The organism is Ralstonia sp. 110700041-2 (genome assembly GCF_056280165.1).
Genome location: NZ_JBSFAI010000015.1, coordinates 79,345 through 106,153 on the forward strand (window position 1 = coordinate 79,345; position 26,809 = coordinate 106,153).

Sequence of the window (26,809 nt, forward strand, 5' to 3'; positions counted from 1 at the left end):
CCATATCGATATGACCGTCGCCACGTTAGCGCGTGTTTCGTGGAGAAACGCCGACATCACCCGCAGGCGGGCGCCGATTTTGCGTAAAATTGACGAATCATGGACAAGCGCGCCACCATCCTCCTCAAGACCCTGATCGAACGGTATATCGCCGAGGGGCAGCCCGTGGGCTCCCGCACCTTGTCGAAATATTCGGGGCTCGATCTGTCGCCGGCCACCATCCGTAATGTGATGTCTGACCTGGAAGAGATGGGCTTCATTGCCAGCCCACACACCTCGGCCGGGCGCGTGCCGACGCCGCGCGGCTACCGCCTCTTTGTCGATACCATGCTGACGGCCAGCCCGCTGGATGTGCTGAGCACGCAGGATCGCATGGCGCAGCAGATGGTGGGCGCGATCGCAGAGCAGGTGCGCTCGCAACTTGCGTCGCATGGGGCGGAATCGTCGCAGCGGGTAATTGCGGCGGCGGCGCAAACCTTGTCCAACCTCTCGCAGTTTGCCGGCATCGTGATGACGCCGCGGCGCACGCACGCGTTCCGGCAGATCGAATTCCTGCGGCTGTCGGAATCGCGCATCCTGCTGATCGTCGTCACGCCCGAGGGCGACGTGCAGAACCGCATTATCCATACCGATACGCCTTACAGCCCGTCGCAACTGGTGGAAGCGGCCAACTACATCAACGCGCATTACGGTGGCCAGACGTTCGATGCAGTGCGCGAAAGCCTGCGGGGTGAACTCTCTGCGCTGCAGGCCGACATGACGGCACTGATGCAGGCGGCCGTGGAGGCGGGCAGCAGTGCCGTGTCGGACGAGGAGCCGGTCGTCATCTCGGGCGAGCGCAAGCTGCTGGATGTGGAAGACCTGTCTTCGTCCATGGACAAGCTGCGCCGGCTCTTTGCCGTGTTCGAGCAGAAGACTGGCCTGCTGCAATTGCTCGACGTATCCAGCCGCGCCGAGGGCGTGCAGATCTTCATCGGCGGCGAAAGCAGCCTCGTCCCGCACGAAGACATGGCGGTCATCACCGCACCGTATGAGGTGGACGGCAAGATCGTCGGCACGCTCGGCGTGATCGGGCCGATGCGCATGGCATATGAGCGCGTGATCCCAATTGTAGATATCACGGCCAAGCTGCTGTCCAGCACGCTCAGCCAATATTGATCTACCGGTTGTTCTGTCTGCGAGCCGCATAAGCTCAGCCGATTTTCTTCGACGACAGGCTACGCTGCCGTCTCTCACAATCGACTCCGGCGCATGTGCGCGATTCTTTTCTGCCGGAGTCTTTCATGGCTGGTTCTTCCCTCTCTCGCTTGCTGGCTGCAGCGATGTCTGCGGCCATTTCGTTCGCCTTGTTTGGGGCTGCTCCTGCACGCGCGGCCGACCGCGAGGTTGTTATCGCTTATCAGGACATGGTGCTGCCCTGGCGCTACGCCCAAGCCACGGGCGAGGTCGAGCGTGCCACCGGCTATAAGGTGACGTACCGCCAGCTCGCCAGCGGTGCCGACGTGGTGCGCGCCATCGCCTCGGGTTCCGTGCAGGTCGGCGAAGCGGGCTCCAGCCCGATTGCTGCCGGCGTGTCGCAGGGCGTGGACCTGTCGCTGTTCTGGATTCTCGACAACATCAACGATGCGGAAGCGCTGGTTGCCCGCAACGGCAGCGGCGTGTCGCGGGTGGCCGACCTGAAGGGCAAGACCTTGGGCGTGCCGTATGTGTCGACCTCGCATTTCCATGCGCTGGTCGCGCTGCAACAAGCCGGGCTCGAGCCGCGCGACGTGAAGGTGTTCAACCTGCGGCCGCAGGAGTTGGCGGCCGCGTGGGACCGGGGCGATGTCGATGCGGCCTTTATCTGGGATCCGGTACTCGCCAAGGTGAAGAAGAACGGCACCGTGCTGACCACCTCCGGCAAGATCGCCGCCGCCACCGGCAAGTCGACCTTCGATGGCTTCGTGGCGGATCGCAAGTTCGCGCGTGACCATGCCGAGTTCATCGCCAAGTTTGTCGAAGTGCTGGCCAAGGCCGATGCCGCCTATCGCAACAACAAGGCCGCGTGGACGGCGACATCGCCGCAGGTGGCAGCCGTGGCCAAGACTTCGGGCGCGACGGCGGCGGACGTGCCGGCAAGTCTTGCGCTGTATGCCTTCCCGGATGCGGCGGAGCAGGCCTCCAAGCGATGGCTGGGTGGCGGGGCGGAATCGGGCGCCGCGCAGTCGCTGCTCGCCACAGCACAGTTCCTGAAGACGCAGGGCACGATCCAGGCGGTGCTGCCGGATTACGGTGCGACCATCGACTCGCGCTTTGTCCAGCGCGCGGCTGGTACTTCCAACAAGGCTGTCGCCACCGCAACGCGATGAGCCGTATCGATGTGCGTGGCTTGCGCGTCGACTACACCGACGCGCACGGCCGCACCACCCGCGCCCTGGCCGGTGTGGATTTGTCGATCAACGCCGGCGAGTTCGTCGTGGCCCTGGGCGCTTCCGGCTGCGGCAAGACTACGCTGCTGAACTGTCTTGCGGGTTTTGTGGCGCCCACGTCGGGGCAGATTCTCCTGGACGGGCGCGAAATCGATGGTCCGGGCGCCGATCGCGGCGTGGTGTTCCAGCGCTATGGGCTCATGCCATGGCTGAACGTGCGTGACAACGTGGCGCTTGGTCTCAAGCTGCGCGGTGTCGATCGCAAGACGCGGCATGCGCGTGCGCTTGAGTTGCTTCGGTGGGTCGGACTTGAAGCGCATGCTACGTCGCCGGTCTATGCGTTGTCAGGCGGCATGCAGCAACGCGTGGGCATTGCCCGAGCGCTGGCGACGGAGCCCCGCGTGCTGCTGATGGACGAACCGATGGGCGCGCTCGACGCGTTCACGCGCGAGACCATGCAGACGCTGGTGCTCGATGTCTGGCAACGCACCGGCACGACCGTTTTCTTCATCACACACGACGTGGAGGAGGCGCTGTTCCTCGCAACGCGCCTGATCGTGATGTCGCCATCGCCGGGGCGCATCGTGCAGACATTCGATCTGCCGTTCTCGCGGCAGGCGCTGGCAGGCGGCGACGCCCGCGCGGTGAAATCGTCGCCGGAATTCATTGCCTGGCGCGAGCGTGTGCTGGCGCTGATCCACCATGCCCCCGAGGAGTTGATCGCATGAGCGCGCTCGAAACTCCCGTGCTGCAGCGCGCCTCCCTCGATGCAGCGCCGCCCTCCAGCAGACCGGTGCGCAGGCTGCGCGGCTATCGTCTGCCGGGCGAGGGCAGCGCATCGGGGCTCAGCGTGTTGTCGGTGACTGCGCTGCTCGTGCTCTGGTGGGCGGCCACCACCTTCCATTGGGTGCCGCCGTTGTTCCTGCCCTCGCCGCAGGCCGTGGGGCGCGCATTCATCGATGCCTGGCATGGCGATATTCAAGGCGGCCAGCCGCTGGCAGCACATCTTGGCTGGAGTGCGCTACGCGTGTTCGGCGCGTTTGCACTGGCTGCCGTGACGGCCATACCGATCGGCCTCGCGATGGGTGTCTCCCGCACCGCGCGCGGCTTGCTCGATCCGCCCATTGAGTTCTATCGCCCGCTGCCGCCGCTGGCGTACCTGCCGCTCGTGGTTATCTGGCTGGGCATTGACGAGCGCGCCAAGATTGTCGTTATCTACCTTGCCTGCTTCGCACCGATTGCCATGGCCGCGCGTGCCGGCGTGCGCAGCGCCACGCTTGAGCAGATCAACGCCGCGTATGCGCTTGGCGCAAGCTTCACGCAGGTGGTGCGGCATGTGATCTTGCCCGCCGCGCTGCCGGAGATACTGACCGGCTTGCGTATCGCCATCGGCTTCGGCTGGACCACGCTGGTGGCGGCGGAAATGGTGGCTGCAACCGTGGGCGTGGGGCAGATGGTGCTCAATGCGTCGAGCTTTCTACGCACCGACCTCGTGGTGATGGGCATCGTGCTGATCGGCGCGATTGCATGGGTGTTCGACTTGGCCATGCGCGCCATCGAAGCGCGCGTGGTGCCCTGGAAGGGTCGCAGCTAGCGCAGACTCAGAAACTGCCCGTGAACTGATAACGCCCGCCGGGATGCCACATGGTCGCCACCGAGGCGACCTGGCCCTGCGACAGCGTTTTCCGCCGCAGCATCAGGCAGGGCTCGCGCACGTCCATGTGCAGCATCTCCGCAATCTCGCGCGGCGGCAGGCGCGCCTCAATGCCGTAATCCACGCCCTGCAATGGGGCGGCACGCATCAGGTAGGCGTTCGGCGTGGTCTGCGTGAAATCCTGCTCCATGTATTCGGGCGCCAACGCCGCGTTCACCCAACGGTCTTCCACCTGGATCGGCAAGTCGTTTTCGAAGTGCACGATCAGCGAATGGAAGAGCACGCCGCCGGCCGGCACACCAAACGAAGCCGCCATCGCTTCGTTGGCGCGGGCGCGTTCCAGCTTGTGCAGTTCGGCGCGGTGCCGATGGCCGCGCGCCGCAATTTCCTCGGCGATGTTGCGGATCGCCACCAGCGTCGCCTGGTATTTCTGCTGCGCGACGAACGTTCCCAACCCTTGCACGCGCGTGAGGATCTGCTCGGCGGTCAACTCACGCAGCGCGCGGTTGACCGTCATGCGCGACACGCCAAAGGTCTGCGCGAGCGTGGTCTCCCCGGGAATCATTTCCCCTTCCTGCCACTCGCCGCTGCGGATGCGCATGAGGATGTCTTCCTTGATGCGCTGGAAGGCGGGCGTGCTGGCGGACGGGTCGTGTGACATGGGCGTGGCTTGCGGTGCGGGTAGGGCCGCGGAAGTGATGTGCGGATGGCGGTCATCATCAGGGTTTGCTCTTAGCTTGTAAAGTTTTCTTGCCTAAGTTGTATATACAACATAAGATGCGCTCCATGACAAAGGAGTTCGCAGGAGACCTCACATGAACGCCCCGACCCACGCTGCCCACCTGACCAACGATCCGCGCTACGACGCCTCGCGCGAAATCCGTGCCCCGCGTGGCACCGAGCTGCACTGCAAGAGCTGGCTGACCGAGGCGGCCTATCGCATGCTGCAGAACAACCTCGACCCGGATGTGGCCGAGAACCCCAAGCACCTCGTCGTCTACGGCGGTATTGGCCGCGCTGCGCGCGACTGGGCCTGCTTTGACAAGATCCTGGAAACGCTGCGCGAGCTGAACGACGACGAATCGCTGCTCGTGCAATCGGGCAAGCCGGTGGGCGTGTTCAAGACCCACCCGGATGCACCGCGCGTCTTGATCGCCAACTCCAACCTGGTGCCCAAGTGGGCGAACTGGGAGCACTTCAACGAGCTGGATCGCAAGGGCCTGTTCATGTATGGCCAGATGACTGCCGGCAGTTGGATCTACATCGGTAGCCAGGGCATTGTGCAAGGCACGTATGAGACGTTTGCCGAAGCCGGTCGTCAACATTACGACGGCAAGCTGGCTGGCCGCTGGATTCTCACGGCGGGCCTGGGCGGCATGGGCGGCGCGCAGCCGCTGGCCGCCACGCTGGCCGGCGCCGTGTCGCTGAACATCGAGTGCCAGCAATCGAGCATCGATTTCCGCCTGCGTACGCGCTACCTCGACAAGCAGGCAAAGGACATCGACGACGCATTCAACCTGATTCGCCACCATTGCGAGCGCGGCGAGGCCGTGTCCATCGGTCTGCTCGGCAATGCGGCGGAAATCTTGCCGGAGCTGGTCAAGCGTGCCCGCGCCGGCGGCCTGAAGCCGGATCTGGTGACCGACCAGACCTCGGCGCATGATCTGGTCAACGGCTACCTGCCGATTGGCTGGACGGTCGAGCAATGGCGTGCTGCGCAACGCGACCCGTCGCAGCACGCCCGCCTGACCGACGAGGCCGCCAAGTCGTGCGCCGTACACGTGCAGGCCATGCTTGACTTCCAGGCCATGGGCATTCCGACCGTCGACTACGGCAACAACATCCGCCAGGTCGCGTTCGACCAGGGCGTGAAGAACGCCTTCGACTTCCCGGGTTTCGTGCCGGCCTACATCCGACCGCTGTTCTGCGAAGGCAAGGGCCCATTCCGCTGGGTGGCGCTGTCGGGCGATCCGGAAGACATCTACAAGACCGACGCCAAGATCAAGGAACTCTTCCCGCACAACACGCACGTCCATCGCTGGCTCGACATGGCGCGTGATCGCATCGCCTTCCAAGGGTTGCCCGCACGGATCTGCTGGCTCGGCCTGGGCGAGCGTCACCTGGCCGGTCTGGCTTTCAACGAGATGGTCAAGAATGGCGAGCTGAAGGCGCCGATCGTGATCGGTCGCGATCACCTCGACACCGGCTCCGTCGCCAGCCCCAACCGTGAAACCGAAGCCATGCGCGACGGCACCGATGCCGTGTCGGACTGGCCGCTGCTCAACGCGCTGCTCAACACGGCCGGCGGTGCGACGTGGGTGTCGCTGCACCACGGAGGCGGTGTCGGCATGGGCTATTCGCAGCACTCGGGCGTGGTGATCGTCGCCGACGGCACGGACGCTGCGGCCAAGCGTCTGGGTCGTGTGCTCGTCAACGATTCCGGCTCGGGCGTCATGCGCCATGCCGATGCCGGCTACGAAACCGCCATTGCCTGCGCCAAGCGCAACGGTTTGAACCTGCCGATGATCGGCTAAGTTAAAGACATCCTCTCGCATTGCTATGAACACCATGACCACGCCCCCCATCATCACGTTGCAGCCGGGCGCAATGTCCTTTGCCGACCTGCGCCGCGTCTGGCTCGCCCCCACGCCTGTTGCGCTGTCGGGCGATTGCGCTGCCGCCATCGAAGCCTCGGCAGCCACCGTGCAGGCCATCGTCGCCAAGGGCGCGCCGGCCTACGGCATCAACACCGGTTTCGGCCTGCTGGCCAAGACGCAGATCGCCACGCACGAGCTGGAGCGCCTGCAACGCAACCTGATCCTGTCGCACGCTGTCGGCACCGGTGAAGACTTGAGCGACAACGTGGCGCGATTGGTGCTGCTGATGAAGGCAGCGAGCCTGGCGCGCGGTTATTCGGGCGTGCGCCGTGTTGTGATCGACACGCTGTTGGCACTGCTGAACGCCGGCATCGTGCCCTGCATTCCGTCGAAGGGTTCGGTGGGCGCGTCGGGCGATCTGGCGCCGCTGGCGCACATGACGCTGGCCCTGCTGGGCGAAGGCGACGTGCGCGTGAACGGCGTACGCACCCCGGCACGTGCGGCACTGGCTGCCGCGGGCATCGAGCCGATCGCGCTGGCCGCCAAGGAAGGCCTGGCACTCATCAACGGCACGCAGGTGTCGACCGCGTTGGCGCTCAACGGCCTGTTCCTGGCCGAGCGACTGCTGCAAGCCGCCACGGTGTCGGGTGCGTTGTCGGTGGATGCCGCCAAGGGCAGCGACGCGCCGTTCGATCCGCGCGTGCACACTGTGCGTGGGCAAGCCGGCCAGATCGCCACCGCGGCCGTGTACCGCAACCTGCTTGCCGGCAGCGCCATCCGTCAGTCTCACCTCGTGGGCGACAAGCGCGTGCAAGACCCATACAGCCTGCGCTGCCAGCCGCAAGTCATGGGTGCATGTTTCGATCTGATCCGCCAGGCCGGCGCCACGCTGCTCACCGAAGCCAACGCAGTGACCGACAACCCGCTGGTCTACGCCGACGCCGGTGAAGTGATCTCGGGCGGTAACTTCCATGCCGAGCCGGTGGCGTTTGCCGCCGACATGCTCGCGCTGGCGATTGCCGAGATCGGTGCGCTGTCCGAGCGCCGCATCGCGCTGCTGATCGACTCCACGCTGTCGGGCTTGCCGCCGTTCCTGGTCGAGCAGCCGGGCCTGAACTCGGGCTTCATGATCGCCCACGTCACGGCCGCCGCGCTGGCGTCGGAAAACAAGACGTTCGCCCACCCGGCCAGCGTCGACAGCCTGCCGACTTCCGCCAACCAGGAAGACCACGTCAGCATGGCAACCTTTGCAGGCCGCCGTTTGCAGGACATGGCTGAGAACACCGCCACCATCGTCGGCATCGAAGCGCTGGCGGCGGCGCAGGGCATCGACTTCCACAAGCCGCTGGCGACGTCCGACACGCTGCAGAAGGCACATGGCTGCATCCGTGCGCGCGTGGCGTACTACGGTGAAGATCGCCTGTTCGCCCCCGACATCGAAGCCGCCCGCCGCCTCGTGCTCGACGGTGCCCTCGGCGATTCGTGCCGCGCGCACGTCGGCGAACTCGCACTCGTCTGACCATGCTCGCCCAAGCCGAACCGAACGTCTGGCAAGGCCGCGTCGATGCGGAGGAAGGCCCGCTGGGCTTGCGTTGGCACCAGACGGTGCGCCGCATCGATGCATCGACGCCGCTGGCCAACACCGTCGCCCTGGCGGGCTTTGCCTGCGATGCGGGTGTCGCACGCAACCACGGGCGCACCGGTGCACAGGCGGGCCCCGCGGCCATCCGCAAGATGCTCGCGAACCTGCCCGCGCGTGCGGGCCGTGTGGTCGTCGACGCGGGCGACGTGACATGCCAAGGCGATGCGCTGGAAGACGCGCAGAGCGAATTGTCCGGTGTGCTGCACGATCTGCTCGACCGCGGCGCATTTCCGATCGCGCTCGGCGGCGGCCACGAGATCGCGTGGGCATCGTTTGGCGGCTTGGCGAGGCATCTGGCGGCGAAATCCAACCAGCCCCCGCGTATCGGCATTCTCAATCTGGACGCGCATTTCGATTTGCGCGCCGGCGAGCGCGGCAGCTCGGGCACACCCTTCCGCCAGATCGCCGAAGACTGCGCACGGCGCGGCTGGCCGTTCCACTACGCCTGCCTGGGCGTGAGCACCTACGCCAACACCGAAGCGCTGTTCGCGCGTGCGCGCCAGCTCGGTGTGCGTTGGATGCACGACGATGAGATGGACGTCATGCAGCTCGCGCACGTGCTGAAGGTGGTCGAGGTGTTTCTGAGTCAGGTCGACCACGTCTATCTGACGATGTGCCTGGACGTGCTGCCGGCCGCGGTGGCTCCGGGCGTGAGCGCGCCGTCCGCACGCGGCGTGGGCATGGACGTGATCGAGCCCATCGTCGATCGCGTGGTCAGCTCGGGCAAGCTGCGGCTGGCGGATGTGGCGGAACTGAACCCGTCGCTCGACATTGATCACCACACGGCACGTGTTGCTGCCCGCCTCGTGGCGCGCGTGGCAGACGGCATTGGCCTGCAGGGAGCCGCACATGGCTGATCCGGCCAACCCGCACTGGGACGGGCTCTGGACCAACGTCCATCTCGCCACGCTCGCCGCCGATGCCGACGGCTACGGCGAGATCCGCGACGGCGCCATCGCCGTCAAGGACGGCCGCATTGCGTGGCTTGGGTACCGCGCTGATGTGCCCGTCAACGCCCGCGCCACACGCGAACACGATGGCGGCGGCGCGTGGCTCACGCCCGGCCTGATCGACTGCCACACACACCTCGTCTACGCCGGCAACCGCAGCAATGAATTCGAAGCGCGCCTGAACGGCGTGCCATACGAAGAGATCGCGCGCGCGGGCGGCGGCATCCTCTCGACCGTTCGCGCCACGCGGGCGGCCAGCGAGGACGCGCTGGCCGAAGCCAGTCTGCCTCGCCTGAATGCCCTGAGCGCCGAAGGTGTCACGACCGTCGAAATCAAGTCGGGCTACGGCCTGAACCTCGAAACCGAGCGCCGCATGCTGCGGGTGGCGCGCCGCTTCGGCCAGGCATTGCCAGTGCGCGTGCGGACCACGTTCCTCGGCGCGCATGCCGTACCGCCCGAATTTGCCGGCCGCGCGGATGACTACATCGATCATCTGTGCGCCGATGTGCTGCCCGCGCTTGCCGGAGAAGGTCTTGTCGATGCGGTTGACGCCTTCTGCGAAACCATTGGTTTTACGCCCGCACAGACAGTGCGCATGTTCGACGCTGCCCAGCGCCACGGCCTGCCGGTCAAGCTGCATGCCGAACAGCTCTCCGACCAGGGCGGCGCGGCGCTGGTGGCTCGCTACGGCGGTCTTTCAGCGGATCATCTCGAATGCCTGACCGATGCAGGCGTTGCCGCCATGGCGCAAGCCGGCACGGTCGCCGTGCTGCTGCCCGGCGCGTTCTACTGCCTGCGCGAAACGCGCCTGCCGCCGATGGCCGCGCTGCGTGCCGCCAGTGTGCCCATGGCCGTGTCGACCGACTGCAACCCTGGCACATCGCCGTTGTCGTCGCTGCTGCTGGCGATGAACATGGCGTGCACGCTGTTCCGCATGACGCCGCTGGAAGCGCTGACCGGCGCCACGCGTCATGCTGCCGCCGCGCTGGGCCTGTCTGGCACGTGTGGCGTGCTGGCTCCGGGCTGCGCGGCCGATTTCGCTCTGTGGCGCATCGACCGGCCCGCCGATCTGGCGTACGCGATGGGGCTTAACCCGTGTGTTGGTGTGGTCAAGGACGGCGCCGTGGTGGCGTAAGGAACACGCGATGAATCGGCTCGTATAATCGGCCGGTCTATCGCGAACCCGCGCCCATGCCCTTCTTGCCCGAACCCCTGTTCCAGCACGGCCAGCCCGATCGCACGGCGATCCTGCTCGTCAACCTCGGTACGCCCGACGGTACGTCGCCACGCGAGGTCGGCCGCTACCTGCGTCAGTTCCTGTCCGACCCCCGCGTTGTGGAAATTCCGCGCGCCGTGTGGTGGTTCATCCTCAACGTGCTGATCGTGCCGCTACGCTCGCGGGCGTCGGCGCACAAGTACGAAAGCATATGGCTGCGCGAGGCCAACATGACGGGCTCGCCGCTGCTCGTCTACAGCGAGCGCCAGGCGCATGCGCTGCAGCAGTTGCTGAACGCCCAGGGCCACGATGTGGTGGTTGCCTGTGCGATGCGCTATGGCAATCCTTCGATTCCGTCCGTCATGCAGGCGCTGCGCAAGCAGGGCGTCGAGCGTATCCTCGTGTTGCCGATGTATCCGCAGTATTCCGGCACCACCACCGCGACGGCCTTCGATGAGGTCTTCCGCGTGCTGGGCGAAATGCGCAATCAGCCGGAGTTGCGGCTGGTCAAGCATTTCCACGATGACCCTGCCTACATCAATGCGCTGCACCAGCAGGTGGGGGCGTATTGGGCACAGCACGGCGCACCCGATTTCGCGCACGGCGACAAGCTGGTGCTGTCGTTTCATGGTGTGCCGCGACGGACGCTGGAATTGGGCGATCCGTATCACTGCGAATGCCTGAAGACCGGGCGCTTGCTGGGAGAAGCGCTCGGCCTGCAGCCGGGTCAGTACCTGGTCACGTTCCAGTCACGCTTTGGCCGAGCCGAATGGTTGCAACCATACACCGCGCCCACGCTGGAAGAGCTTGGCCGAGTCGGCACCAACCGCGTCGATGTGTTCTGCCCGGGCTTCCCGGCCGATTGCCTGGAGACGCTGGAAGAGATCGCCATGGAAGGGCAGTCGACCTTCCGTGTCGCCGGCGGCAAGGAATTCCATTACATCCCGTGCCTCAATGACAGCGAAGCCTGGATCGCCGGCATTGCCGACATCGCGCTTGCGCATCTGCAGGGCTGGCCGCTCACGCTTACGCATCCGCACGTGCTGGAAGCCAGCCGCACGCGTGCGCAGAGCAAGGGAGCGGCCGCATGAAGGTGAGCACGGACGCGGCCGATCGCGTGCGTATCGACAAATGGCTGTGGGCGGCGCGCTTCTTCAAGACGCGTTCGCAGGCGACGGACGCGGTGGAGCGCGGTCGCGTGCAGATCAACGATCAGGCGGTTCGCCCCGCCAAGGATGTCAAGATCGGTGACCGCGTGCGGGTGCACGCGCATGAACAGCAGTGGGAAGTGGAAGTATTGGCGCTGGCGGAAGTGCGCGGCCCAGCTTCGGTCGCCCAAACGCTCTACGCCGAGACGGACACCAGTCGCTTAAAACGCGAAGAGAACGCCGACAAGCGCCGGCTCTATCGGGAACCCGCCACACAAATTGCCGGCCGGCCGACCAAGCGCGACCGGCGGCGCATCGACAAACTCGGCGGCGAATGACGCATTCCGCGCGAGTGTGTGCTAACTTGATACGCTCATCAAACCGCGCGGCATCTGCTCCATCTGCGCCGGCTTGATGATGTAGTGCTTGAAGAATGCCTTGCCGCTGCCGTACTCCGTATAACGTGGCGTGACAGCGCCAGACAGGCAAATGAACGTTGTGGCTGCGGTCAGGGTCAACAGCAGGAGCACGGTCAGAACGGGCAATTTGTTGTGCATGATACGAACCCTCAAAGAAGCTCGCGCCCCCCGATTTTTTCTTGCATCATAGGCGGCCAATTGGGGCGTCGCAATTGCTGTGCCGTTGCAGTCTGATGAAAGTTGTAACCCCATATTTCGTGATGCACGGCGCACAGTTGTCGCGCATCCGGCGCCCTTGAAAAGCGCGCCAAATGCCCCATAACGGGGACAAATCGTTTGTAAAAATCCAGCGGATCGATTCCGGGCACATGCCGTGCGTCGATCCCCTTTATCCAGCGCTATGAAACACACTTCGGACACCCCCTCGAACTCGGACATGCCATCGGACAGCCAAGCCACCCAGCCGAACGCATCGGCGACGGGCCAAGCGGCCCATGCCTATTCGAGTCAGGCGCAGCGCGCAAGCGCCGACGCCCAGGCTGTCGCCGGTGACGAAGCCGCCGTGGCAGAAGCTGTGGCCGACGTGGACGTCGCTGAACTGCGTCGTCAACTGGAGGCCGCAGAAGAAAAGGCTCGCCAGAATTACGAAAACTGGGCGCGCGCGACGGCCGAAGGCGAGAACATCCGCCGCCGTGGTCAGGACGATGTGGCCAAGGCCCACAAGTTCGCCATCGAAGGCTTTGCCGAATACTTGCTGCCGGTGATGGACAGCCTGCAAGCCGCCTTGGCGGACACGTCGGGCGACGCCACCAAGCTGCGTGAGGGCGTTGAACTCACGCTCAAGCAGCTCTACGCCGCGTTCGAGAAGGGCCGTGTGACCGAGCTGAACCCGGTGGGTGAAAAGTTTGATCCGCACCGCCATCAAGCTATCTCGATGGTGCCGGCTGACCAGGAAGCCAACACCGTGGTGGCGGTGCTCCAGCGCGGGTACACGCTGGCCGACCGCGTGCTGCGCCCGGCCCTCGTGACGGTGGCGGCTCCCAAGTGAGCCGACGCGCCCCATGATCCAGAACATAGCCACTTCGCACGACGCCCACGCCGCGATCCCGGTCGACAAGACCGCGCTCGCGGCGTTCGGCATGCGCGAGGTGAACACCGAGACCTTCGACGCGGCCATTGCGGCCGCGGGCGATGCGCTCGTGTGCGTGTTCTTTTGGGGCGTCGATTGCTTTAACTGCGAGATGGCCAAGCAGGCCATGCTCGCGCAACCGGCCGCCGTGCGTGAACTGGGACTGAGTTGGCTGCATGCCAACGTTTATGCTCACCCGGAGCTGGGCCAGCGCTTTGCCCTGCACGGTATTCCGGTGTTCATGTTCTTCCATCGTGGCAAGAAGCTTGGCCGGGCGACCGGCTGGCATGGCCACGCGCAGTTTGCCGCCGCCGTTGCCAATGCGCGCAACAAGCTGGCCGGCAAGCCGCTTGTCTGAGGCAGCGACCATGATGACGTCGACGCCCATGGCTGCGGCCCTCTTTCTTGCTTCGCCTTCCCGTGCTGTGCGCCCCTTGCCGCGCGCCGCTCAGGCGATGACCGCGGCCCTTGCCGCCGCCCGGCGGTCGTTCTAGTGCCCCTGCGGCACGTTGCCGCCGGGCTCGCTCTCTTTCACCAGCAGTTTTAGTGCGTGTTACCGCTGGCCGGCCTGTGTGCCCGCTGGTTTCCTTGCCGCTGCTTTGCGTTGGCCTGTGCGGCTATCGGCAGCGGCTTTGCTTCGTGTTGAACACAGACTTGTAGGAGATCGTCATGGCCAAAGCAGCCGCCATCTACTTGACCGAGCTGGACCTCACCCGCCTGGAAAACGCCGCCAACCGCGCGGGCAGCAACTCGCCGCTGGCGGATCTGGTCGACGACCTGATTGCCCGCGCCAACGTGGTGCCCAGCAACAAGATTCCCGCCGATGTGGTGACCATGAACTCGGTCGTGTGCGTGGTGGACGACGCCGGCGCCGAGCAAAAGTGGACGCTCGTCTACCCGGAAGAGGCCAACGTGGCGTCGGCCAAGCTGTCGGTGCTCTCGCCGATGGGCGCTGCGCTGCTGGGCGCGCGCGCGGGCAAGTCGGTCAAATACTCCGCGCCCAATGGTGCTCAGCGTTCGTTGCGCATCGATCGCGTGGCGTTCCAGCCCGAGGCGGCCGGCCAGCACACGCTGTAAGCCGGCTGCGTCCTATCGCGAGAGGCTGTACCCGACGCGCAACTGCGAGCCCAGCTTGTGGTTGTAGTCGAGCAGGCTCTCGCCGTAGCCGGTGAAATACTGGATGAACAGATAGCCGGCCGTGCCAGTGAAGATTCGGCTCATCGGATACGTCAATTGCGCGTCGACGCTCCCATAGGCCTTGCGGGTGCCCTTGCGCAGCGTGGCGGCCAGTTCCCAGCCGTTGGGCGCACCGTACGACACGCGGAAATCCCCGAAACCACGGTAGTGGGCGATGTCGGTGTTGCCGGTGCGCGTGAGGTACGCGTAGAGCTTGGGCTCGAACTTCCAGTGGTAATCGTTCAGGTCACCAAAGTGGAACGTCGGGCGTACGAATGCGGTGTTGATGGCGCGTGAGGCGTCACCGTCGCGGCCGTTCGATTCGTGCTCGATGCCGGCCGCGAACGATAGCCGTGTGAGCGCGCCGCCATGGACGCCCGTGTCGGGGCGGTAATAGAAGACGCTCGGCCGGTAATTCGTATCCCTGAACGGCGCCGATTCCTTGCCCAGATCCCACAGCGAGAACTGCGTATAACCGAAATACAGGTTATCGAACAGCGCTGCCGATGCCGGGTTTTCCGGCTGAAAAATCCGAAATTTGAAGCTCAACTGAAACTTGGCGTTCAGGCCCCCATGCGCGCCCACGGCGGCGAACATGGGTTCGTGGAACGTCAGGCGCGCGGTTTCTTCCGGGGGGCGGGACGCCTCGCCATTGCCGGCCACAGCCACGGGAATGGGCGGTGTAGCGGTTGCGTTGGCAGCGAGCGCACTCGGGTTGGTGCCGAGCGCGCCGCCGGGGCGGGTCGCTTCGGCGGCGGCGTTGCGGGCGGCGCCGGTGGGGGCGCCATCCGCGGCAATCTGCGGGGCGTCTGCGCCACGCACGAGCGTCACCAGAACGGGCGCTGCATCCAGGTCCGGCACATCAATCCGGACGGTACCGCGCAGCACCTCGGGCAGCGTGCCCGTATAGGCGACCGTGCGGACCTGGCCGAGACGCAGGTGCAGGGTTTCTTCGCCAGCGTTGTGTCGATCAAGAATCACTTCTACCGGGCCCTGCAGATCAGCGCTGGCGGTGACGCGTAGCTTGGCTGGCACGGCATAGCTGCGCTGGGCGGCGTCTCCCGAAATGACTAGGGTCAGATTGAACGGCTGGTTGGCATTGACGCGGCGGGAGGGCTGAAGGAGGGCAACGGCCGCATCGGCGCAGGGCACGGCGCATGCGGCAAGCAAGGTAGCGCCAAGGATGGATCGAAGCGAGGGCAACGGCATGGGCGCAAAAGCCAGGTTCGTGTCCGGCGAGTGGCAATGCGCGCAAGGGTACCACCCACACCTTTTGTGCCCGGTTTGCGGCTCCGGGCGTTCAAAACGCACGTTTTTGCCAGGGAGCGCACGTTTTCGGGTGCTTTCCCAGGAAAAACCGGCCAAAATGCTCAACTTTTCAAAATTCGGCCTTGAAAAGCCGGACGGCACTCCCACATCCGATCCAAGTTTGTATTCAGTGCAGTCCTGACACCAGATTCGAGGAGCAAGAACATGGGCAAAATCATCGGTATCGACTTGGGTACCACCAATAGCTGCGTCGCCATCATGGAGGGCAACACCCCCAAGGTGATCGAGAATGCGGAAGGCGCTCGCACCACCCCGTCGATCATCGCCTACATGGAAGATGGCGAGATCCTGGTCGGTGCCCCGGCCAAGCGCCAGGCGGTGACCAACCCGAAGAACACGCTGTACGCCGTCAAGCGCCTGATCGGCCGCAAGTTTGAAGAGAAGGAAGTCCAGAAGGACATCGGCCTGATGCCGTATTCCATCGTCAAGGCCGACAACGGCGACGCCTGGGTGGAAGTGCGCGGCCAGAAGCTGGCACCGCCGCAAATCTCAGCCGAAACCCTGCGCAAGATGAAGAAGACCGCCGAGGACTACCTGGGCGAGGAAGTGACCGAAGCCGTGATCACGGTGCCGGCCTACTTCAACGATTCGCAGCGCCAGGCCACCAAGGACGCCGGCCGCATTGCCGGTCTGGACGTCAAGCGCATCATCAACGAGCCGACCGCGGCTGCGCTGGCATTCGGCCTGGACAAGAACGAGAAGGGCGACCGCAAGATCGCCGTGTATGACCTGGGCGGCGGTACGTTCGACATCTCGATCATCGAGATTGCCGACGTGGACGGCGAGAAGCAGTTCGAAGTGCTGTCGACCAACGGCGACACGTTCCTGGGCGGCGAAGACTTCGACCAGCGCATCATCGATTACATCATCGGCGAGTTCAAGAAGGAGCAGGGCGTCGACCTGTCGAAGGACGTGCTCGCACTGCAACGCCTGAAGGAAGCCGCTGAAAAGGCCAAGATCGAGCTGTCGAGCACGCAGCAGACTGAAATTAACCTGCCGTACATCACGGCGGATGCCTCGGGCCCGAAGCACTTGAACCTGAAGATCACGCGCGCCAAGCTCGAAGCGCTGGTCGAAGACCTGATCGCCCGTACGATCGATCCGTGCCGCACCGCCATCAAGGATGCTGGCGTGAAGGTGTCGGACATCCACGACGTGATCCTGGTGGGCGGCATGACGCGCATGCCGAAGGTGCAGGAGAAGGTGAAGGAGTTCTTCGGCAAGGAAGCCCGCAAGGACGTGAACCCGGACGAGGCCGTTGCCGTGGGCGCTGCCATCCAGGGTCAGGTGCTGGGCGGTGACCGTACCGACGTGCTGCTGCTGGACGTGACGCCGCTGTCGCTGGGCATCGAAACGCTGGGTGGCGTGATGACCAAGATGATCGGTAAGAACACGACCATCCCGACCAAGTTCTCGCAGACCTTCTCGACCGCCGACGACAACCAGCCGGCCGTGACGATCAAGGTCTACCAGGGCGAGCGCGAGATGGCCTCGGGCAACAAGATGCTCGGCGAATTCAACCTGGAAGGCATTCCGCCGGCACCGCGCGGGACGCCGCAGATTGAAGTGTCGTTCGACATCGACGCCAACGGCATCCTGCATGTGGGCGCCAAGGACAAGGCGACCGGCAAGGAAAACAAGATCACCATCAAGGCAAGCTCCGGCCTGTCGGAAGCCGAGATCGAGCGCATGGTGAAGGACGCCGAGGCCAACGCCGAGGAAGACAAGAAGCTGCGCGAACTGGTCGACTCCCGTAACCAGGGTGAAGCGCTGGTGCACTCGACCAAGAAGGCACTGGGCGAGTACGGCGACAAGCTGGAAGCTGGCGAGAAGGACAAGATCGAAGCCGCGATCAAGGAGCTTGAGGAGACCCTGAAGGGGACCGACAAGGCCGCGATCGACGCCAAGACCGAAGCGCTGGCGACCGCCTCGCAGAAGCTGGGCGAGAAGGTCTACGCCGACATGCAGGCCAAGGGCGAGGCGGGTGGCGCTGAACAAGCCGCTGGTGCCCAGGCAGGCGCGCAAGCAGGGCAAGGCGCACCGCACGACGATAACGTCGTCGATGCCGAGTTCAAGGAAGTGAACGACAAGAAGTAAGCCAGATCGTCCGCCAGGCGGACGTGAGGGTACGCCGGGCAGTGATCATCGGGTTGTGCGGGACGCACCTGATGTCACGCTCGGCTTTTTTGCTATTCGACACGCAGTAAAAACAGGCGACGACTGAAGCCACCATGGCAAAACGTGATTACTACGAAGTGCTCGGGGTGGGTAAGAACGCGAGCGACGACGAGATCAAGAAGGCGTATCGCAAGCTCGCGATGAAGTACCACCCGGACCGCAATCCGGACAGCAAGGAAGCGGAAGACAAGTTCAAGGAGGCCAAAGAGGCCTACGAGATGCTCTCCGACGCTGAGAAGAAGGCTGCCTACGACCAGTACGGCCACGCGGGCGTCGACCCGAACATGGCTGGCGGCTTTGGCGCGGGCGGTGCAGGCTTTGGCGGCGGCTTTGCCGAGGCCTTCGGCGACATCTTTGGCGATATCTTCGGGCAGGCCCAGGGCCAGGGCGGACGTCGCGGCGGTGGCCCGCAGATGTATCGCGGCGCCGACCTGCGCTACAGCATGGAGATCACGCTGGAGCAGGCCGCGCATGGCTACGATACGCAGATCCGCGTGCCGCACTGGGACGAGTGCGACCACTGTCATGGCAAGGGCGCGGAGCCCGGTTCCAGCGTGGAGACCTGCCCCACCTGCCACGGCGCCGGTCAGGTGCGGGTGTCGCAGGGCTTCTTCACGATGCAACAGACGTGTCCGAAGTGCCACGGCAGCGGCAAGTACATCCCCAAGCCGTGTACCAAGTGCCACGGCCAGGGCAAGCTGAAGAGCCAGAAGACGCTGGAAGTGAAGATTCCGGCCGGCATCGACGAAGGCATGCGCATCCGTTCGTCGGGCAACGGCGAGCCGGGCATCAACGGCGGGCCCCCGGGTGACCTGTATGTGGAAATCCACATCAAGCAGCACGCGGTGTTCGAGCGCGACGGCGACGATCTGCATTGCCAGATGCCGATCTCGTTTGCGACGGCAGCCATTGGCGGCGACATCGAAGTGCCGACGCTGGGTGGTCGCGCCTCGTTCACGGTGCCCGAAGGTACGCAGGCCGGTAAGACGTTTCGCCTGCGCGGCAAGGGCATCAAGGGCGTGCGTTCGGGCTATGCGGGCGACCTCTACGTGCACATCAACATCGAGACGCCGGTCAAGCTGACGGAGCACCAGAAGGACCTGCTCAAGCAGTTCGACAAGTCCGTGCACGAAGGCGGCTCGCGGCACAGCCCGCAAGAGCAGTCGTGGCTGGACAAGGTAAAGAACTTCTTCTCCTCGTAAGAAGCCGCGCAAAGGTACCGCGCGGCCCGAGCTTGGCACTGTGATGCTCGTCGTACCGATGTACGGCTGCGCTTCTCGTACCAACCTCGGGCCGCTCGCTACGCTTTTCGAGGCTTCTTGAACACCATCTTTTCGATCAGGACTTCGTCATGCAGCCGCTCCAAGCGCCAGACGCCGGCGCGCCGTTCGCGCTGCTGGACGATGCCACCTCGGGCGACGCGCCGTGCTCGCGCTGGTACGCCGGTTATGTCGGCGAGTTCTTCCGGCCGGCCGGCATGCTCGAGGGGCTGGACGATGATCTTCGTGCCGCCTGGCGCGAGGGTTTGCATGCCCTGATCATTGCGCCGTATGAGTTTGGTGGGCCGCTGGTCGGTCTGCCGGCTTCCACGGAAACGTCTTCTTCATTGCCTGGCCACGATGGCCGCCTGCGCGTGCTGCTGTTTCGCACGATGCAGGTGCTGTCGCCGGCAGAGGTCGATACGTTGTTCGACGCGTGGCCCGAAGCGAGCGGGGCAGCGGGCCTGTTCGATTGTGCGGCCAGCGTCGATCACGCCACCTATACCGACGCCATCGCGCGCATCCACGACTGGATTGCGGCGGGCGATACCTACGAAGTCAACTACACGTACCGCCTGCGCATGACGGCGTTTGGCGCGCCAGCGGCGTTGTATCGGCGCCTGCGTGCGCGTCAGCCGGTGCCGTACGGCGCCTTCATCGGGCTGCCGGAGGGCGCCGCGATTCTGTCGTGCTCGCCGGAGCTGTTCTTTTCGCATCGCGCCGGCCAGCTTGTCGCGCGGCCGATGAAGGGCACCGCGCCAGCCTCCGGCGACGTCGAAGTCGACGAAGCCCGCGCCATCGCACTGGCCGCAGACGAAAAGAACCGCGCCGAGAACTTGATGATCGTCGACCTCTTGCGCAACGATCTGGGCCGCCTCGCGCGAGCGGGGTCAGTGCACGTGCCGGCGTTGTTCGAGGTGACGCCGTTCGGCAGCGTGCTCCAGATGACGTCAACCGTCGAGGCCGAGATTCCGCCCGCCACCGGCCTTGCCGATTGCCTGCGAGCGTTGTTCCCGTGCGGCTCGATCACCGGCGCGCCCAAGCGGCGGACCATGGAGATCATCGAGGCGCTCGAGCCCGAGCCGCGTGGTCTGTACACCGGCGCCATCGGCTGGATCGATGCGCCTGCCGACGATCGAGCGATGGGCGACGCATGCTTCTCGGTGGCGATCCGCACGCTGGTCCTTGGCGCGCCCGGCACCGATGGTCTGCGTCGCGGCGAACTAGGCATTGGCTCCGGCATCGTGCACGACAGCATCGCCGATGAGGAGTACGCGGAGTGCCAACTGAAAGCGCGCTTCGTGACGGCGCTTGACCCGGGGTTATCGCTGTTTGAGACGATGCGCGCGACGCGCGAGGGCGTGGCGCTGCTGGATTGGCATCTGGCGCGGCTGGAGCGTTCAGCGGCAGCCTTTGGTTTCCCGTTCGATCGGACTGCACTGACGAATGATGTGGCGCGTGCGTGCGCAACGCTGGAAGGCGAGGGCGCCTATCGCATGCGCCTGTTGCTTACCCCGGACGGTGGAGCAAACGTATCGGCCGTGCCGCTGTCACCGCTGCATGCCAGCTGGGATGCGCCGGTCCGCCTGCTGGTCGCATCGCAACCGCGTGAGGTCACGCACAGTCTGCCGACGCACAAGACCACGTTGCGCGAAGGCTACGATGCAGCCTGGCAGGCCGCCGAGCGCGCAGGTGCATTCGATGCCGTGTTCTTCAACGCCGATGGCACATTGGCCGAAGGGGGGCGCAGCACGTTGCTGGTCAAGCTCGATGGCGCGTGGTGCACTCCGCCGCTGTCCGCAGGCGTCTTGCCGGGGGTGATGCGTGCCGTGCTGTTGAACGACGCTTTGCCATGGCTTGGCGGGCCGCTGCAAGAGCGTTCGCTCACCCGCGCCGATGTTGCCCGCGCAGAGGCCATCGCCGTATGCAACGCCTTACGCGGTGTGGTGCCCGCGCATTTCGAGCCGGCCTTGACCGTTGACGTGCTCTAGCTTCCAGCGCGCCACGCCGGGCAGGTTGATCAGTTCGCGGTCGTGGCAGACCATCAGCAGTGTGCGGCCCTCTGCTGCCAGTTCTCCCACAAGCGCAATGACTTGCTCGCGTGCGGCGCCGTCCAGGTTCGACGTCGGTTCGTCGAGCAGCAGCACGTCGGTGTGCAGCGCCCGAGCGCGCGCCAATGCAAGACGTTGCGTTTCGCCGCCGGACAGACGCTCGGGCGGCACATCCACCACGTGTTGCAGGCCCGCCCAGCGCAGGGCATCGCCGACGCGCGCATCCAACTCCGCACGTGCCACGCGGTGCGCGCCCGTGGTCAGCCCATAGGCGAGATTCGCGCGTACCGACGTGCGGAACAGGTAGGGATGCTGGTGCACGTAGGTCAGCCGCGCGCGCAGCTCGTGCGGGTAGGGCGATAGCGCCTGCCGCCCGCGGCCCAAATCGACGGTCGCACCATTGGCGGGTGCAAGCCCGGCCAGCATGCGCAGCAGCGTTGATTTGCCGACGCCGTTTGCGCCCGTGATGACAATCGCATGCCCTGCCGACAGCGCCAGGCGCGGAATCTCGAACAGCACGCGCGCGCCGTGCTGGCAGCGCAACCCTTCAAACACCATCGTGGGCTGCGAGAACGCGCTCATGCCGGCTCCCTGCGATAGTTGCCAGCCCCTTGCAACCACGCCAGCACAAGGTTGACGAGCAGTGCCAGCACGATCAGCACGATGCCGAGTGCGATGCCCTGTGCAAACTCGCCCTTGCTTGTTTCCAGCGCAATCGCGGTGGTCATGGTGCGCGTGACGCCCTCGATGTTGCCGCCGACCATCAGCGCCGAGCCCACTTCGGCGATGACGCGCCCGAAGCCGGCCACCACTGCAGCCATGAGGCCGAAGCGCAATTCACGAAACACCGTCAACAGCAAACGGACGCGCCCGGCGCCCAGCACACGTGCGGTTTCTGCGAGACGCGGATCCGCCCGCTCAAGTGTAGTCAGTGCAAACGCCACGATCACCGGCAGCCCAAGCACCGCTTGTCCGAGGATCATGCCGCCTTGCGTGAACAGCAGCCCGAAGCCACCCAGCGGCCCCTGGCGCGAAAGCAGCAGATACAGCAACAGCCCGATCAGCACGGTCGGAAACGACAGCGATGCCTGCGCCAGCACCACCAGCGCACGGCGCCCCGCAAACCGGTGCATGGCGATGAGGTAAGCGATGAGCAGACCGGGGGGCGCCGCCAGCAGCAGCCCCGCGATCGCCACCTTCAACGACACCCAGACGATCCGCCACAACGCCGCATCGCCGCTGGCAAGCAGGGCGAAGGCGTCGACGGTGGCCGACCAGATTTCCATGCGGATGCCGCTCAGGCGAAGGTGTGTTCCGGGCCGGGGAACGTACCGTCCTTGACGGCAGCCACATAGGCGGCGACGGCACCATCGATGGTGGTCTGCCCGTCCATGAAGTTGCGTACGAATTTGGGGCGATGACCCGGGAATACGCCCAACATATCGTGCATGACGAGCACCTGGCCGGAGCACTCCAACCCGGCACCGATGCCGATAGTCGGGATGGCAAGCAGACGAGTGACTTCACCGGCCAGCCCAGCCGGGATGGCTTCCATGACGACGAGTTGCGCGCCGGCGTCCTGCACGGCCAGCGCGTCGGCCTTCAGTTGTGCGGCCGCCTCGTCGCCGCGGCCCTGCACTTTGAAGCCGCCAAATGCATGCACCGATTGCGGCGTCAGGCCGATGTGCGCGCACACGGGGATGCTGCGTTCAACCAGGAACTTGATGGTTGGCGCGAGCCACACGCCGCCTTCGAGCTTGACCATCTGCGCACCGGCCTGCATCACGCGTACGGCACTGTGGAAAGCCTGTTCGGGCGTGCCATACGTGCCAAACGGCAGGTCCGACACGAGCAGCGCCTTGGTCGTCCCACGCGATACGCATTCGGTGTGATAGACGATGTGCTCGAGCGTGACCGGCAGCGTGGTCTTCTGGCCTTGCATCACGTTGCCGAGCGAATCGCCGACGAGCAGCACGTCGGTGCCGTTGCGATCCATCAGGGCGGCGAAACTGGAGTCGTAGGCGGTCAGCATGACGATGCGCTCGCCGGCGGCACGCATGGCCTGCAGCGAAGTCACCGTGACGGCCTTGCGGTTCGATTCCTGGAGATAGCTCATGGACTGAGACTCATTGGGGCATCGCGAGCGCCCACGCAGACCATGTGGTGCGTCGACTAGCGCGTTGCCAGCTTGATGAATTCCTTGGGCCCGCGCATCGCGTCGATGCGGGCGAGCAAGGTGCGGAAATCGTCGTCGTTGCCTGCGGGGTCGAAGGCAGCGGTGTCGACGATCATCGTCGGTGCGGCATCGTAATACAGAAACAGCTCGCCGTATGCGGCGCAGATGCGTTCGAGATACTCCGCATCGATGCCGGTTTCGTAAGGAACGGCGCGACGGGTGACGCGTGGCAGCAGGTCTTCTGCGCGAGCCTGCAGGCAGATGACGAGGTCGATGCGCTGTTGCGGCAGGGCCAGCGCATTGGCCATCGCGTCGTACAGCGCGAGTTCATCGGCGGGCAGCGTGAGCTGGGCGAACAGCCGGTCGCGCGGCAGGAAGCTGTCGGCGACGATGCGCTCGCCGGCGAGCGTTGCCTTGTGCCACGCCTTCAGACGCTCGGCACGTTGCAGCAGGAAGCGCAGCTGCACCGGCAGCGCATAGCGCGCGGGGTCTTCGTAAAAGCGGGCGATGAAGGAATTTTCGGCGGGCGTCTCGAACAACGTTGACGCACGCAGATGATCGGCCAGACGCTGGGCGAGCGCGGTCTTGCCCACGCCAATGGGCCCCTCGACAACAATGCGGCGCAGGTGGTCCAGGGCCATCGGCAGGTGTTTGTGCGTGGTGCGAATGATCAGGCGGCGGGCTGCTTGGCGCGCATGCACTGACACATCGTGGTCTTTTCGATGCGCTGGTCGGCCACGCCGGGCAGCAGCGCAGCCACGGCGCCAATGCCTGGAATCACGAGGTCGGGCGCCAGTTCATGCAGGGGCAGCAGGGTGAAGGCGCGTTGGCCCACGCGGGGGTGCGGCACCGTCAGCTCGGGTGAGGTGAGGACGTGGTCCCCGTAGAGCAGCAAGTCCAGATCGAGCGTGCGCGGCGCGTTGTGGAACGGGCGCTCGCGGCCGAACTGGTCTTCGATGTGGTGGCAGATGCGGAGCAGCTGGTCGGCGGTGAAATGCGTATCGATGCGCACCACGGCGTTGATGTAGTCGTCGCCGCTGGATTCGACGGGCGCGCTGCGATACAGGCTCGATTTGCCGGTGACGGTGATGCCGACCTGCTGTGCGAGGCAGACCACGGCGTCTTTCACAGCCTGGCGCGCGTCGCCCAGGTTGGCGCCGATGCCGATGTACGCCACTGTCTTCACGTTTCCTCCGAACTTCCCGGATTGACGTCACCGACTGTATCCGATTTTGCCGGACCACGTCGGCGGCGACGGCGCTTGCCCGGGCTGGCCGGGCCGGCATTTGCCGAGGGGCTCGGTGCGTGCTTCGCTTGTGCCATGAGGGCTTCGCGGGCTTCGCCGTCGCCGCTCTGGAAGTCGGTCCACCAGTCGGCGAGTTCCTGTGGCAATTCGCCCGAGGCACAGCGCAGCGCGAGGAAGTCGTAGCCGGCGCGGAAGCGCGGCGACTCCAGCAGCCGATACGGCATGCGGCCCGAGCGCTTCTCAAAGCGCGGCTGCATGCTCCAGATTTCCTTCATGTCGGAGGTGAAGCGCCGCTGGATGGCGAGTTGCTCGGTCTGACGGTCGAGCACTTCATCCATGGCGGTGTGCAGCGCGGGGATCAGCGGCTCGCCGGCAGCGCGGCGGCGGTTCCAGTGTTCGACCACGTGATGCCACAGCAGGGAGGCAAACAGGAAGCCCGGCGAGACCGGCTTGCCAGCCTTGACGCGATCGTCGGTGTTGTCGAGCGCAAGCTGCACGAAGCGCTGGCCCATCGGCTGCTCCAGTGCGACGTCCAGCAGCGGCAGCAGGCCGCGATGCAGGCCCGCCTTGCGCAGCTCCTGCAGCGACGCCCAGGCGTGGCCCGACATCAGCAGCTTCAACATCTCGTCGAACAGGCGGGCGGCCGGCACGTTGTGGATCAGCGGGCCCAGCTCCGCGATCGGCGCGCGCGTGTCCGGGTCGATGTCGAAGCCGGTCTTGGCTGCGAAGCGCACCACGCGCAGCATGCGCACCGGGTCTTCGCGGTAGCGGGTGTGCGGATCGCCGATCATGCGCAGCGTGCGGGCGCGCATGTCTTCCATGCCGTGATGGTAGTCATGCACGGTTTCGTCGGCGGGGTCGTAATACATCGCGTTGACGGTGAAGTCGCGGCGGGTGGCGTCTTCGGCCTGGGTGCCCCAGACGTTGTCGCGCAGCACACGGCCGCTGGCGTCGACGGCGTGCGTGTGGTGGTCCAGCTCGGTGCGCTTGACGCGCTTGCCGGCGGGCACCTGCTCGGCGTCAACCGCGTCGACGAGCGCGCGGAAGGTCGAGACTTCGATGATTTCCTGATCGCGTCCGCCGTAGAACGTGACGTGCACGATCTGGAAGCGGCGCCCGATGATGCGCGAGCGGCGGAACAGCGCCTGGACCTGATCGGGCGTGGCGTTGGTCGCCACATCGAAGTCTTTCGGCTTGATGCCGAGCAGCAAGTCGCGCACGGCACCGCCCACGATGAAGGCGGCGTAGCCGGCTTCCTGCAGCGTGGATGTGACCTTGACCGCGTTGCGGGAGAGCAGCTTCGGGTCGATACCGTGCTCGTCCACGCTCCATACCCGTGCCTGGCGCGGCACGCCACCGGCGGAGGCCTTGGTGCGAGCCTTGGCCGCCTTCGGTGCCTTGGGCGCGCGGGTCTTCCTGGCGGCGGTCGCCCCGGGTTCAGCAGGTGCCTGAGGCTCTGCGGAGGTTTTGCCCAGCAGGCGATTGATGAGTTTCTTGATCACGCCGCGCCCTGCTTAGAAGAGATCCATGATGCGCCAGTTGCGCGCGGCTGCGAGGTTGCGCAGCGTGTCGTCCGGGTTGGTGGCGACGGGGTCAGTCACTTCCTCCAGCAGCGGCACGTCGTTGGCCGAATCGCTGTAGAAGGTGCTTCGCTCGAAATCGCTCCAGCCGCGGCCCATGTTGGCCAGCCACTCGTGCACGCGCGCAACCTTGCCTTCACGGAAGCTCGGTGTGCCGGCCACATCGCCGGTGAAGGCGCTGTCCGGGCTGCCGTCGGTGGTGGCCGGTTCGGTGGCGATCAGGTGATCGATGCCGAACGCCTCGGCAATCGGGCGGGTGACGAAGCTGTTGGTGGCGGTGACCACGCAGCACAGGTCGCCGGCGTCCAGGTGCTTGTAGACCAGCGCTTGCGCTTGCGGCGTGATCTTCGGACGGATCACGTCGTGCATGAACTCGGCGTGCCACTGGGCGAGCGTGTCGCGCGGGTGGGCAGCGAGCGGTGCCAGGGCAAAGCGCAGAAACGCGTGGATATCCAGCGTGCCGGCTTTGTAGTCGGCATAGAACTGATCGTTCTTGCGCTGGTATTCGGACGCATCCACCACGCCGCGGCGAATGAGGAAGCGTCCCCACTCGTGGTCGCTGTCGGTGGGGATGAGGGTGTGATCGAGGTCGAAGAGGGCCAGATTCATGGGGCGCGATTTTACCCGAACGTTACATAACCGGCCGCGCCA

General features: G+C 65.3%; 26 protein-coding genes. 16 read left to right on the forward strand and 10 right to left on the reverse strand.

Going from position 1 to position 26,809, the window contains the following annotated elements; all coding sequences use genetic code 11:
- Nucleotides 1–99: 99 nt before the first annotated feature.
- The 4 genes from hrcA (at nucleotide 100) to ACUXH0_RS20775 (ending at nucleotide 4,002) form a co-directional block, all read left to right on the forward strand.
- On the forward strand, nucleotides 100–1,158 hold the full coding sequence (hrcA, locus tag ACUXH0_RS20760; protein ID WP_004631656.1) for a heat-inducible transcriptional repressor HrcA: 1,059 nt from the start codon (nucleotides 100–102) through the stop codon (nucleotides 1,156–1,158).
- Between the two features lie 125 nt (nucleotides 1,159–1,283).
- Nucleotides 1,284–2,348, forward strand: coding sequence for a taurine ABC transporter substrate-binding protein (gene tauA, locus ACUXH0_RS20765; RefSeq protein WP_182594559.1), 1,065 nt, complete (start codon nucleotides 1,284–1,286; stop codon nucleotides 2,346–2,348).
- Complete coding sequence (locus tag ACUXH0_RS20770) at nucleotides 2,345–3,136, forward strand: taurine ABC transporter ATP-binding protein (RefSeq protein ID WP_012436354.1); 792 nt, start codon at nucleotides 2,345–2,347, stop codon at nucleotides 3,134–3,136. Before tauA ends, ACUXH0_RS20770 begins: the two co-directional genes overlap by 4 nt.
- Nucleotides 3,133–4,002, forward strand: a complete 870-nt coding sequence (locus ACUXH0_RS20775; RefSeq protein WP_012436353.1) for an ABC transporter permease subunit — start codon at nucleotides 3,133–3,135, stop codon at nucleotides 4,000–4,002. Before ACUXH0_RS20770 ends, ACUXH0_RS20775 begins: the two co-directional genes overlap by 4 nt.
- A 7-nt stretch (nucleotides 4,003–4,009) precedes the next feature.
- On the opposite strand, the gene hutC is transcribed toward ACUXH0_RS20775, so the two are convergent.
- The gene (gene hutC, locus ACUXH0_RS20780; protein ID WP_012436352.1) at nucleotides 4,010–4,723 is read right to left on the reverse strand and encodes a histidine utilization repressor; all 714 of its coding nucleotides are present in this window, start codon (nucleotides 4,721–4,723) and stop codon (nucleotides 4,010–4,012) included.
- Nucleotides 4,724–4,877: 154 nt separating this feature from the next.
- On the opposite strand from hutC, the gene hutU reads away from it, so the two are divergent.
- The 6 genes from hutU to ACUXH0_RS20810 are packed head-to-tail and all read left to right on the forward strand — an operon-like array spanning nucleotide 4,878 to nucleotide 11,953.
- Complete coding sequence (hutU, locus tag ACUXH0_RS20785) at nucleotides 4,878–6,596, forward strand: urocanate hydratase (protein ID WP_012436351.1); 1,719 nt, start codon at nucleotides 4,878–4,880, stop codon at nucleotides 6,594–6,596.
- 25 nt (nucleotides 6,597–6,621) lie between these two features.
- Complete coding sequence (hutH, locus tag ACUXH0_RS20790; protein ID WP_012436350.1) at nucleotides 6,622–8,178, forward strand: histidine ammonia-lyase; 1,557 nt, start codon at nucleotides 6,622–6,624, stop codon at nucleotides 8,176–8,178.
- 2 nt (nucleotides 8,179–8,180) lie between these two features.
- Nucleotides 8,181–9,158 carry a formimidoylglutamase gene (hutG, locus tag ACUXH0_RS20795; protein ID WP_012436349.1) on the forward strand — a complete coding sequence of 326 codons (978 nt, stop codon included), beginning with the start codon at nucleotides 8,181–8,183 and terminating at the stop codon, nucleotides 9,156–9,158.
- Nucleotides 9,151–10,386: an imidazolonepropionase gene (gene hutI, locus ACUXH0_RS20800; RefSeq protein WP_012436348.1), complete on the forward strand. Its 1,236-nt coding sequence runs from the start codon at nucleotides 9,151–9,153 to the stop codon at nucleotides 10,384–10,386. The genes hutG and hutI overlap by 8 nt, the downstream gene beginning before the upstream one ends.
- A 56-nt stretch (nucleotides 10,387–10,442) precedes the next feature.
- Nucleotides 10,443–11,558, forward strand: coding sequence for a ferrochelatase (gene hemH / locus ACUXH0_RS20805; RefSeq protein WP_004631671.1), 1,116 nt, complete (start codon nucleotides 10,443–10,445; stop codon nucleotides 11,556–11,558).
- Complete coding sequence (locus ACUXH0_RS20810) at nucleotides 11,555–11,953, forward strand: RNA-binding S4 domain-containing protein (protein ID WP_012436347.1); 399 nt, start codon at nucleotides 11,555–11,557, stop codon at nucleotides 11,951–11,953. Before hemH ends, ACUXH0_RS20810 begins: the two co-directional genes overlap by 4 nt.
- 21 nt (nucleotides 11,954–11,974) lie before the next feature.
- Here ACUXH0_RS20810 and ACUXH0_RS20815 read toward each other — a convergent pair whose 3' ends face one another.
- Nucleotides 11,975–12,172 (reverse strand): hypothetical protein, encoded by a 198-nt coding sequence (locus ACUXH0_RS20815; RefSeq protein ID WP_004631677.1) that lies wholly within the window; start codon nucleotides 12,170–12,172, stop codon nucleotides 11,975–11,977.
- 262 nt (nucleotides 12,173–12,434) lie between these two features.
- Between ACUXH0_RS20815 and grpE the strand changes: the two genes are divergently transcribed.
- The 3 genes from grpE (at nucleotide 12,435) to rnk (ending at nucleotide 14,240) form a co-directional block, all read left to right on the forward strand.
- Complete coding sequence (gene grpE, locus ACUXH0_RS20820) at nucleotides 12,435–13,082, forward strand: nucleotide exchange factor GrpE (protein WP_012436346.1); 648 nt, start codon at nucleotides 12,435–12,437, stop codon at nucleotides 13,080–13,082.
- 13 nt (nucleotides 13,083–13,095) lie between these two features.
- Nucleotides 13,096–13,521, forward strand: a complete 426-nt coding sequence (locus tag ACUXH0_RS20825) for a thioredoxin family protein (RefSeq protein ID WP_004631681.1) — start codon at nucleotides 13,096–13,098, stop codon at nucleotides 13,519–13,521.
- 311 nt (nucleotides 13,522–13,832) lie between these two features.
- Nucleotides 13,833–14,240 (forward strand): nucleoside diphosphate kinase regulator, encoded by a 408-nt coding sequence (gene rnk, locus ACUXH0_RS20830; RefSeq protein WP_012436345.1) that lies wholly within the window; start codon nucleotides 13,833–13,835, stop codon nucleotides 14,238–14,240.
- A 12-nt stretch (nucleotides 14,241–14,252) separates the two neighbouring features.
- Here the strand turns inward: rnk and ACUXH0_RS20835 are convergent, their stop codons facing one another.
- A complete protein-coding gene (locus tag ACUXH0_RS20835; protein WP_012436344.1) occupies nucleotides 14,253–15,548 on the reverse strand; it encodes a phospholipase A in 1,296 nt (431 codons plus the stop codon).
- Between the two features lie 264 nt (nucleotides 15,549–15,812).
- Between ACUXH0_RS20835 and dnaK the strand changes: the two genes are divergently transcribed.
- From dnaK to ACUXH0_RS20850, 3 genes are all read left to right on the forward strand, one after another.
- Nucleotides 15,813–17,765, forward strand: coding sequence for a molecular chaperone DnaK (gene dnaK / locus ACUXH0_RS20840; protein WP_012436343.1), 1,953 nt, complete (start codon nucleotides 15,813–15,815; stop codon nucleotides 17,763–17,765).
- 134 nt (nucleotides 17,766–17,899) lie between these two features.
- A complete protein-coding gene (gene dnaJ / locus ACUXH0_RS20845) occupies nucleotides 17,900–19,048 on the forward strand; it encodes a molecular chaperone DnaJ (protein WP_004631688.1) in 1,149 nt (382 codons plus the stop codon).
- A gap of 149 nt (nucleotides 19,049–19,197) precedes the next feature.
- On the forward strand, nucleotides 19,198–21,096 hold the full coding sequence (locus ACUXH0_RS20850) for a bifunctional chorismate-binding protein/class IV aminotransferase (protein WP_012436342.1): 1,899 nt from the start codon (nucleotides 19,198–19,200) through the stop codon (nucleotides 21,094–21,096).
- On the opposite strand, the gene ACUXH0_RS20855 is transcribed toward ACUXH0_RS20850, so the two are convergent.
- Genes ACUXH0_RS20855 through ACUXH0_RS20885 form a run of 7 tightly spaced genes read right to left on the reverse strand, consistent with a single transcriptional unit; the run spans nucleotide 21,040 to nucleotide 26,767 of the window.
- The gene (locus ACUXH0_RS20855) at nucleotides 21,040–21,738 is read right to left on the reverse strand and encodes an ABC transporter ATP-binding protein (RefSeq protein WP_012436341.1); all 699 of its coding nucleotides are present in this window, start codon (nucleotides 21,736–21,738) and stop codon (nucleotides 21,040–21,042) included. The two genes, ACUXH0_RS20850 and ACUXH0_RS20855, sit on opposite strands and share 57 nt — an antisense overlap.
- The gene (locus ACUXH0_RS20860; RefSeq protein WP_004631691.1) at nucleotides 21,735–22,442 is read right to left on the reverse strand and encodes an ABC transporter permease; all 708 of its coding nucleotides are present in this window, start codon (nucleotides 22,440–22,442) and stop codon (nucleotides 21,735–21,737) included. The genes ACUXH0_RS20855 and ACUXH0_RS20860 overlap by 4 nt, the downstream gene beginning before the upstream one ends.
- Nucleotides 22,443–22,453: 11 nt before the next feature.
- Nucleotides 22,454–23,272, reverse strand: a complete 819-nt coding sequence (gene panB / locus ACUXH0_RS20865) for a 3-methyl-2-oxobutanoate hydroxymethyltransferase (RefSeq protein WP_012436340.1) — start codon at nucleotides 23,270–23,272, stop codon at nucleotides 22,454–22,456.
- A 56-nt stretch (nucleotides 23,273–23,328) separates the two neighbouring features.
- Nucleotides 23,329–23,973 (reverse strand): deoxynucleoside kinase, encoded by a 645-nt coding sequence (locus tag ACUXH0_RS20870; protein ID WP_012436339.1) that lies wholly within the window; start codon nucleotides 23,971–23,973, stop codon nucleotides 23,329–23,331.
- A gap of 29 nt (nucleotides 23,974–24,002) precedes the next feature.
- A complete protein-coding gene (folK, locus tag ACUXH0_RS20875) occupies nucleotides 24,003–24,518 on the reverse strand; it encodes a 2-amino-4-hydroxy-6-hydroxymethyldihydropteridine diphosphokinase (RefSeq protein ID WP_004631694.1) in 516 nt (171 codons plus the stop codon).
- Nucleotides 24,515–26,080, reverse strand: a complete 1,566-nt coding sequence (pcnB, locus tag ACUXH0_RS20880; protein ID WP_004631699.1) for a polynucleotide adenylyltransferase PcnB — start codon at nucleotides 26,078–26,080, stop codon at nucleotides 24,515–24,517. The genes folK and pcnB overlap by 4 nt, the downstream gene beginning before the upstream one ends.
- A gap of 12 nt (nucleotides 26,081–26,092) precedes the next feature.
- A complete protein-coding gene (locus tag ACUXH0_RS20885) occupies nucleotides 26,093–26,767 on the reverse strand; it encodes a histidinol-phosphatase (protein WP_004631702.1) in 675 nt (224 codons plus the stop codon).
- Nucleotides 26,768–26,809 lie beyond the last annotated feature (42 nt).

What these genes read in the sequence shown, in the direction of transcription:
- hemH (WP_004631671.1), top strand. Translation starts at nt 10,443, where the DNA reads ATGCCCTTCTTGCCCGAACCCCTGTTCCAGCACGGCCAGCCCGATCGC.
- panB (WP_012436340.1), bottom strand. Translation starts at nt 23,272, where the DNA reads ATGAGCTATCTCCAGGAATCGAACCGCAAGGCCGTCACGGTGACTTCG.
- tauA (WP_182594559.1), top strand. Translation starts at nt 1,284, where the DNA reads ATGGCTGGTTCTTCCCTCTCTCGCTTGCTGGCTGCAGCGATGTCTGCG.
- ACUXH0_RS20770 (WP_012436354.1), top strand. Translation starts at nt 2,345, where the DNA reads ATGAGCCGTATCGATGTGCGTGGCTTGCGCGTCGACTACACCGACGCG.
- hrcA (WP_004631656.1), top strand. Translation starts at nt 100, where the DNA reads ATGGACAAGCGCGCCACCATCCTCCTCAAGACCCTGATCGAACGGTAT.
- hutU (WP_012436351.1), top strand. Translation starts at nt 4,878, where the DNA reads ATGAACGCCCCGACCCACGCTGCCCACCTGACCAACGATCCGCGCTAC.
- hutC (WP_012436352.1), bottom strand. Translation starts at nt 4,723, where the DNA reads ATGTCACACGACCCGTCCGCCAGCACGCCCGCCTTCCAGCGCATCAAG.
- ACUXH0_RS20775 (WP_012436353.1), top strand. Translation starts at nt 3,133, where the DNA reads ATGAGCGCGCTCGAAACTCCCGTGCTGCAGCGCGCCTCCCTCGATGCA.
- hutH (WP_012436350.1), top strand. Translation starts at nt 6,622, where the DNA reads ATGAACACCATGACCACGCCCCCCATCATCACGTTGCAGCCGGGCGCA.
- rnk (WP_012436345.1), top strand. Translation starts at nt 13,833, where the DNA reads ATGGCCAAAGCAGCCGCCATCTACTTGACCGAGCTGGACCTCACCCGC.
- ACUXH0_RS20810 (WP_012436347.1), top strand. Translation starts at nt 11,555, where the DNA reads ATGAAGGTGAGCACGGACGCGGCCGATCGCGTGCGTATCGACAAATGG.
- ACUXH0_RS20860 (WP_004631691.1), bottom strand. Translation starts at nt 22,442, where the DNA reads ATGGAAATCTGGTCGGCCACCGTCGACGCCTTCGCCCTGCTTGCCAGC.
- ACUXH0_RS20850 (WP_012436342.1), top strand. Translation starts at nt 19,198, where the DNA reads ATGCAGCCGCTCCAAGCGCCAGACGCCGGCGCGCCGTTCGCGCTGCTG.
- ACUXH0_RS20855 (WP_012436341.1), bottom strand. Translation starts at nt 21,738, where the DNA reads ATGAGCGCGTTCTCGCAGCCCACGATGGTGTTTGAAGGGTTGCGCTGC.
- grpE (WP_012436346.1), top strand. Translation starts at nt 12,435, where the DNA reads ATGAAACACACTTCGGACACCCCCTCGAACTCGGACATGCCATCGGAC.
- ACUXH0_RS20870 (WP_012436339.1), bottom strand. Translation starts at nt 23,973, where the DNA reads ATGGCCCTGGACCACCTGCGCCGCATTGTTGTCGAGGGGCCCATTGGC.
- ACUXH0_RS20825 (WP_004631681.1), top strand. Translation starts at nt 13,096, where the DNA reads ATGATCCAGAACATAGCCACTTCGCACGACGCCCACGCCGCGATCCCG.
- ACUXH0_RS20815 (WP_004631677.1), bottom strand. Translation starts at nt 12,172, where the DNA reads ATGCACAACAAATTGCCCGTTCTGACCGTGCTCCTGCTGTTGACCCTG.
- ACUXH0_RS20885 (WP_004631702.1), bottom strand. Translation starts at nt 26,767, where the DNA reads ATGAATCTGGCCCTCTTCGACCTCGATCACACCCTCATCCCCACCGAC.
- dnaJ (WP_004631688.1), top strand. Translation starts at nt 17,900, where the DNA reads ATGGCAAAACGTGATTACTACGAAGTGCTCGGGGTGGGTAAGAACGCG.
- dnaK (WP_012436343.1), top strand. Translation starts at nt 15,813, where the DNA reads ATGGGCAAAATCATCGGTATCGACTTGGGTACCACCAATAGCTGCGTC.
- hutI (WP_012436348.1), top strand. Translation starts at nt 9,151, where the DNA reads ATGGCTGATCCGGCCAACCCGCACTGGGACGGGCTCTGGACCAACGTC.
- hutG (WP_012436349.1), top strand. Translation starts at nt 8,181, where the DNA reads ATGCTCGCCCAAGCCGAACCGAACGTCTGGCAAGGCCGCGTCGATGCG.
- ACUXH0_RS20835 (WP_012436344.1), bottom strand. Translation starts at nt 15,548, where the DNA reads ATGCCGTTGCCCTCGCTTCGATCCATCCTTGGCGCTACCTTGCTTGCC.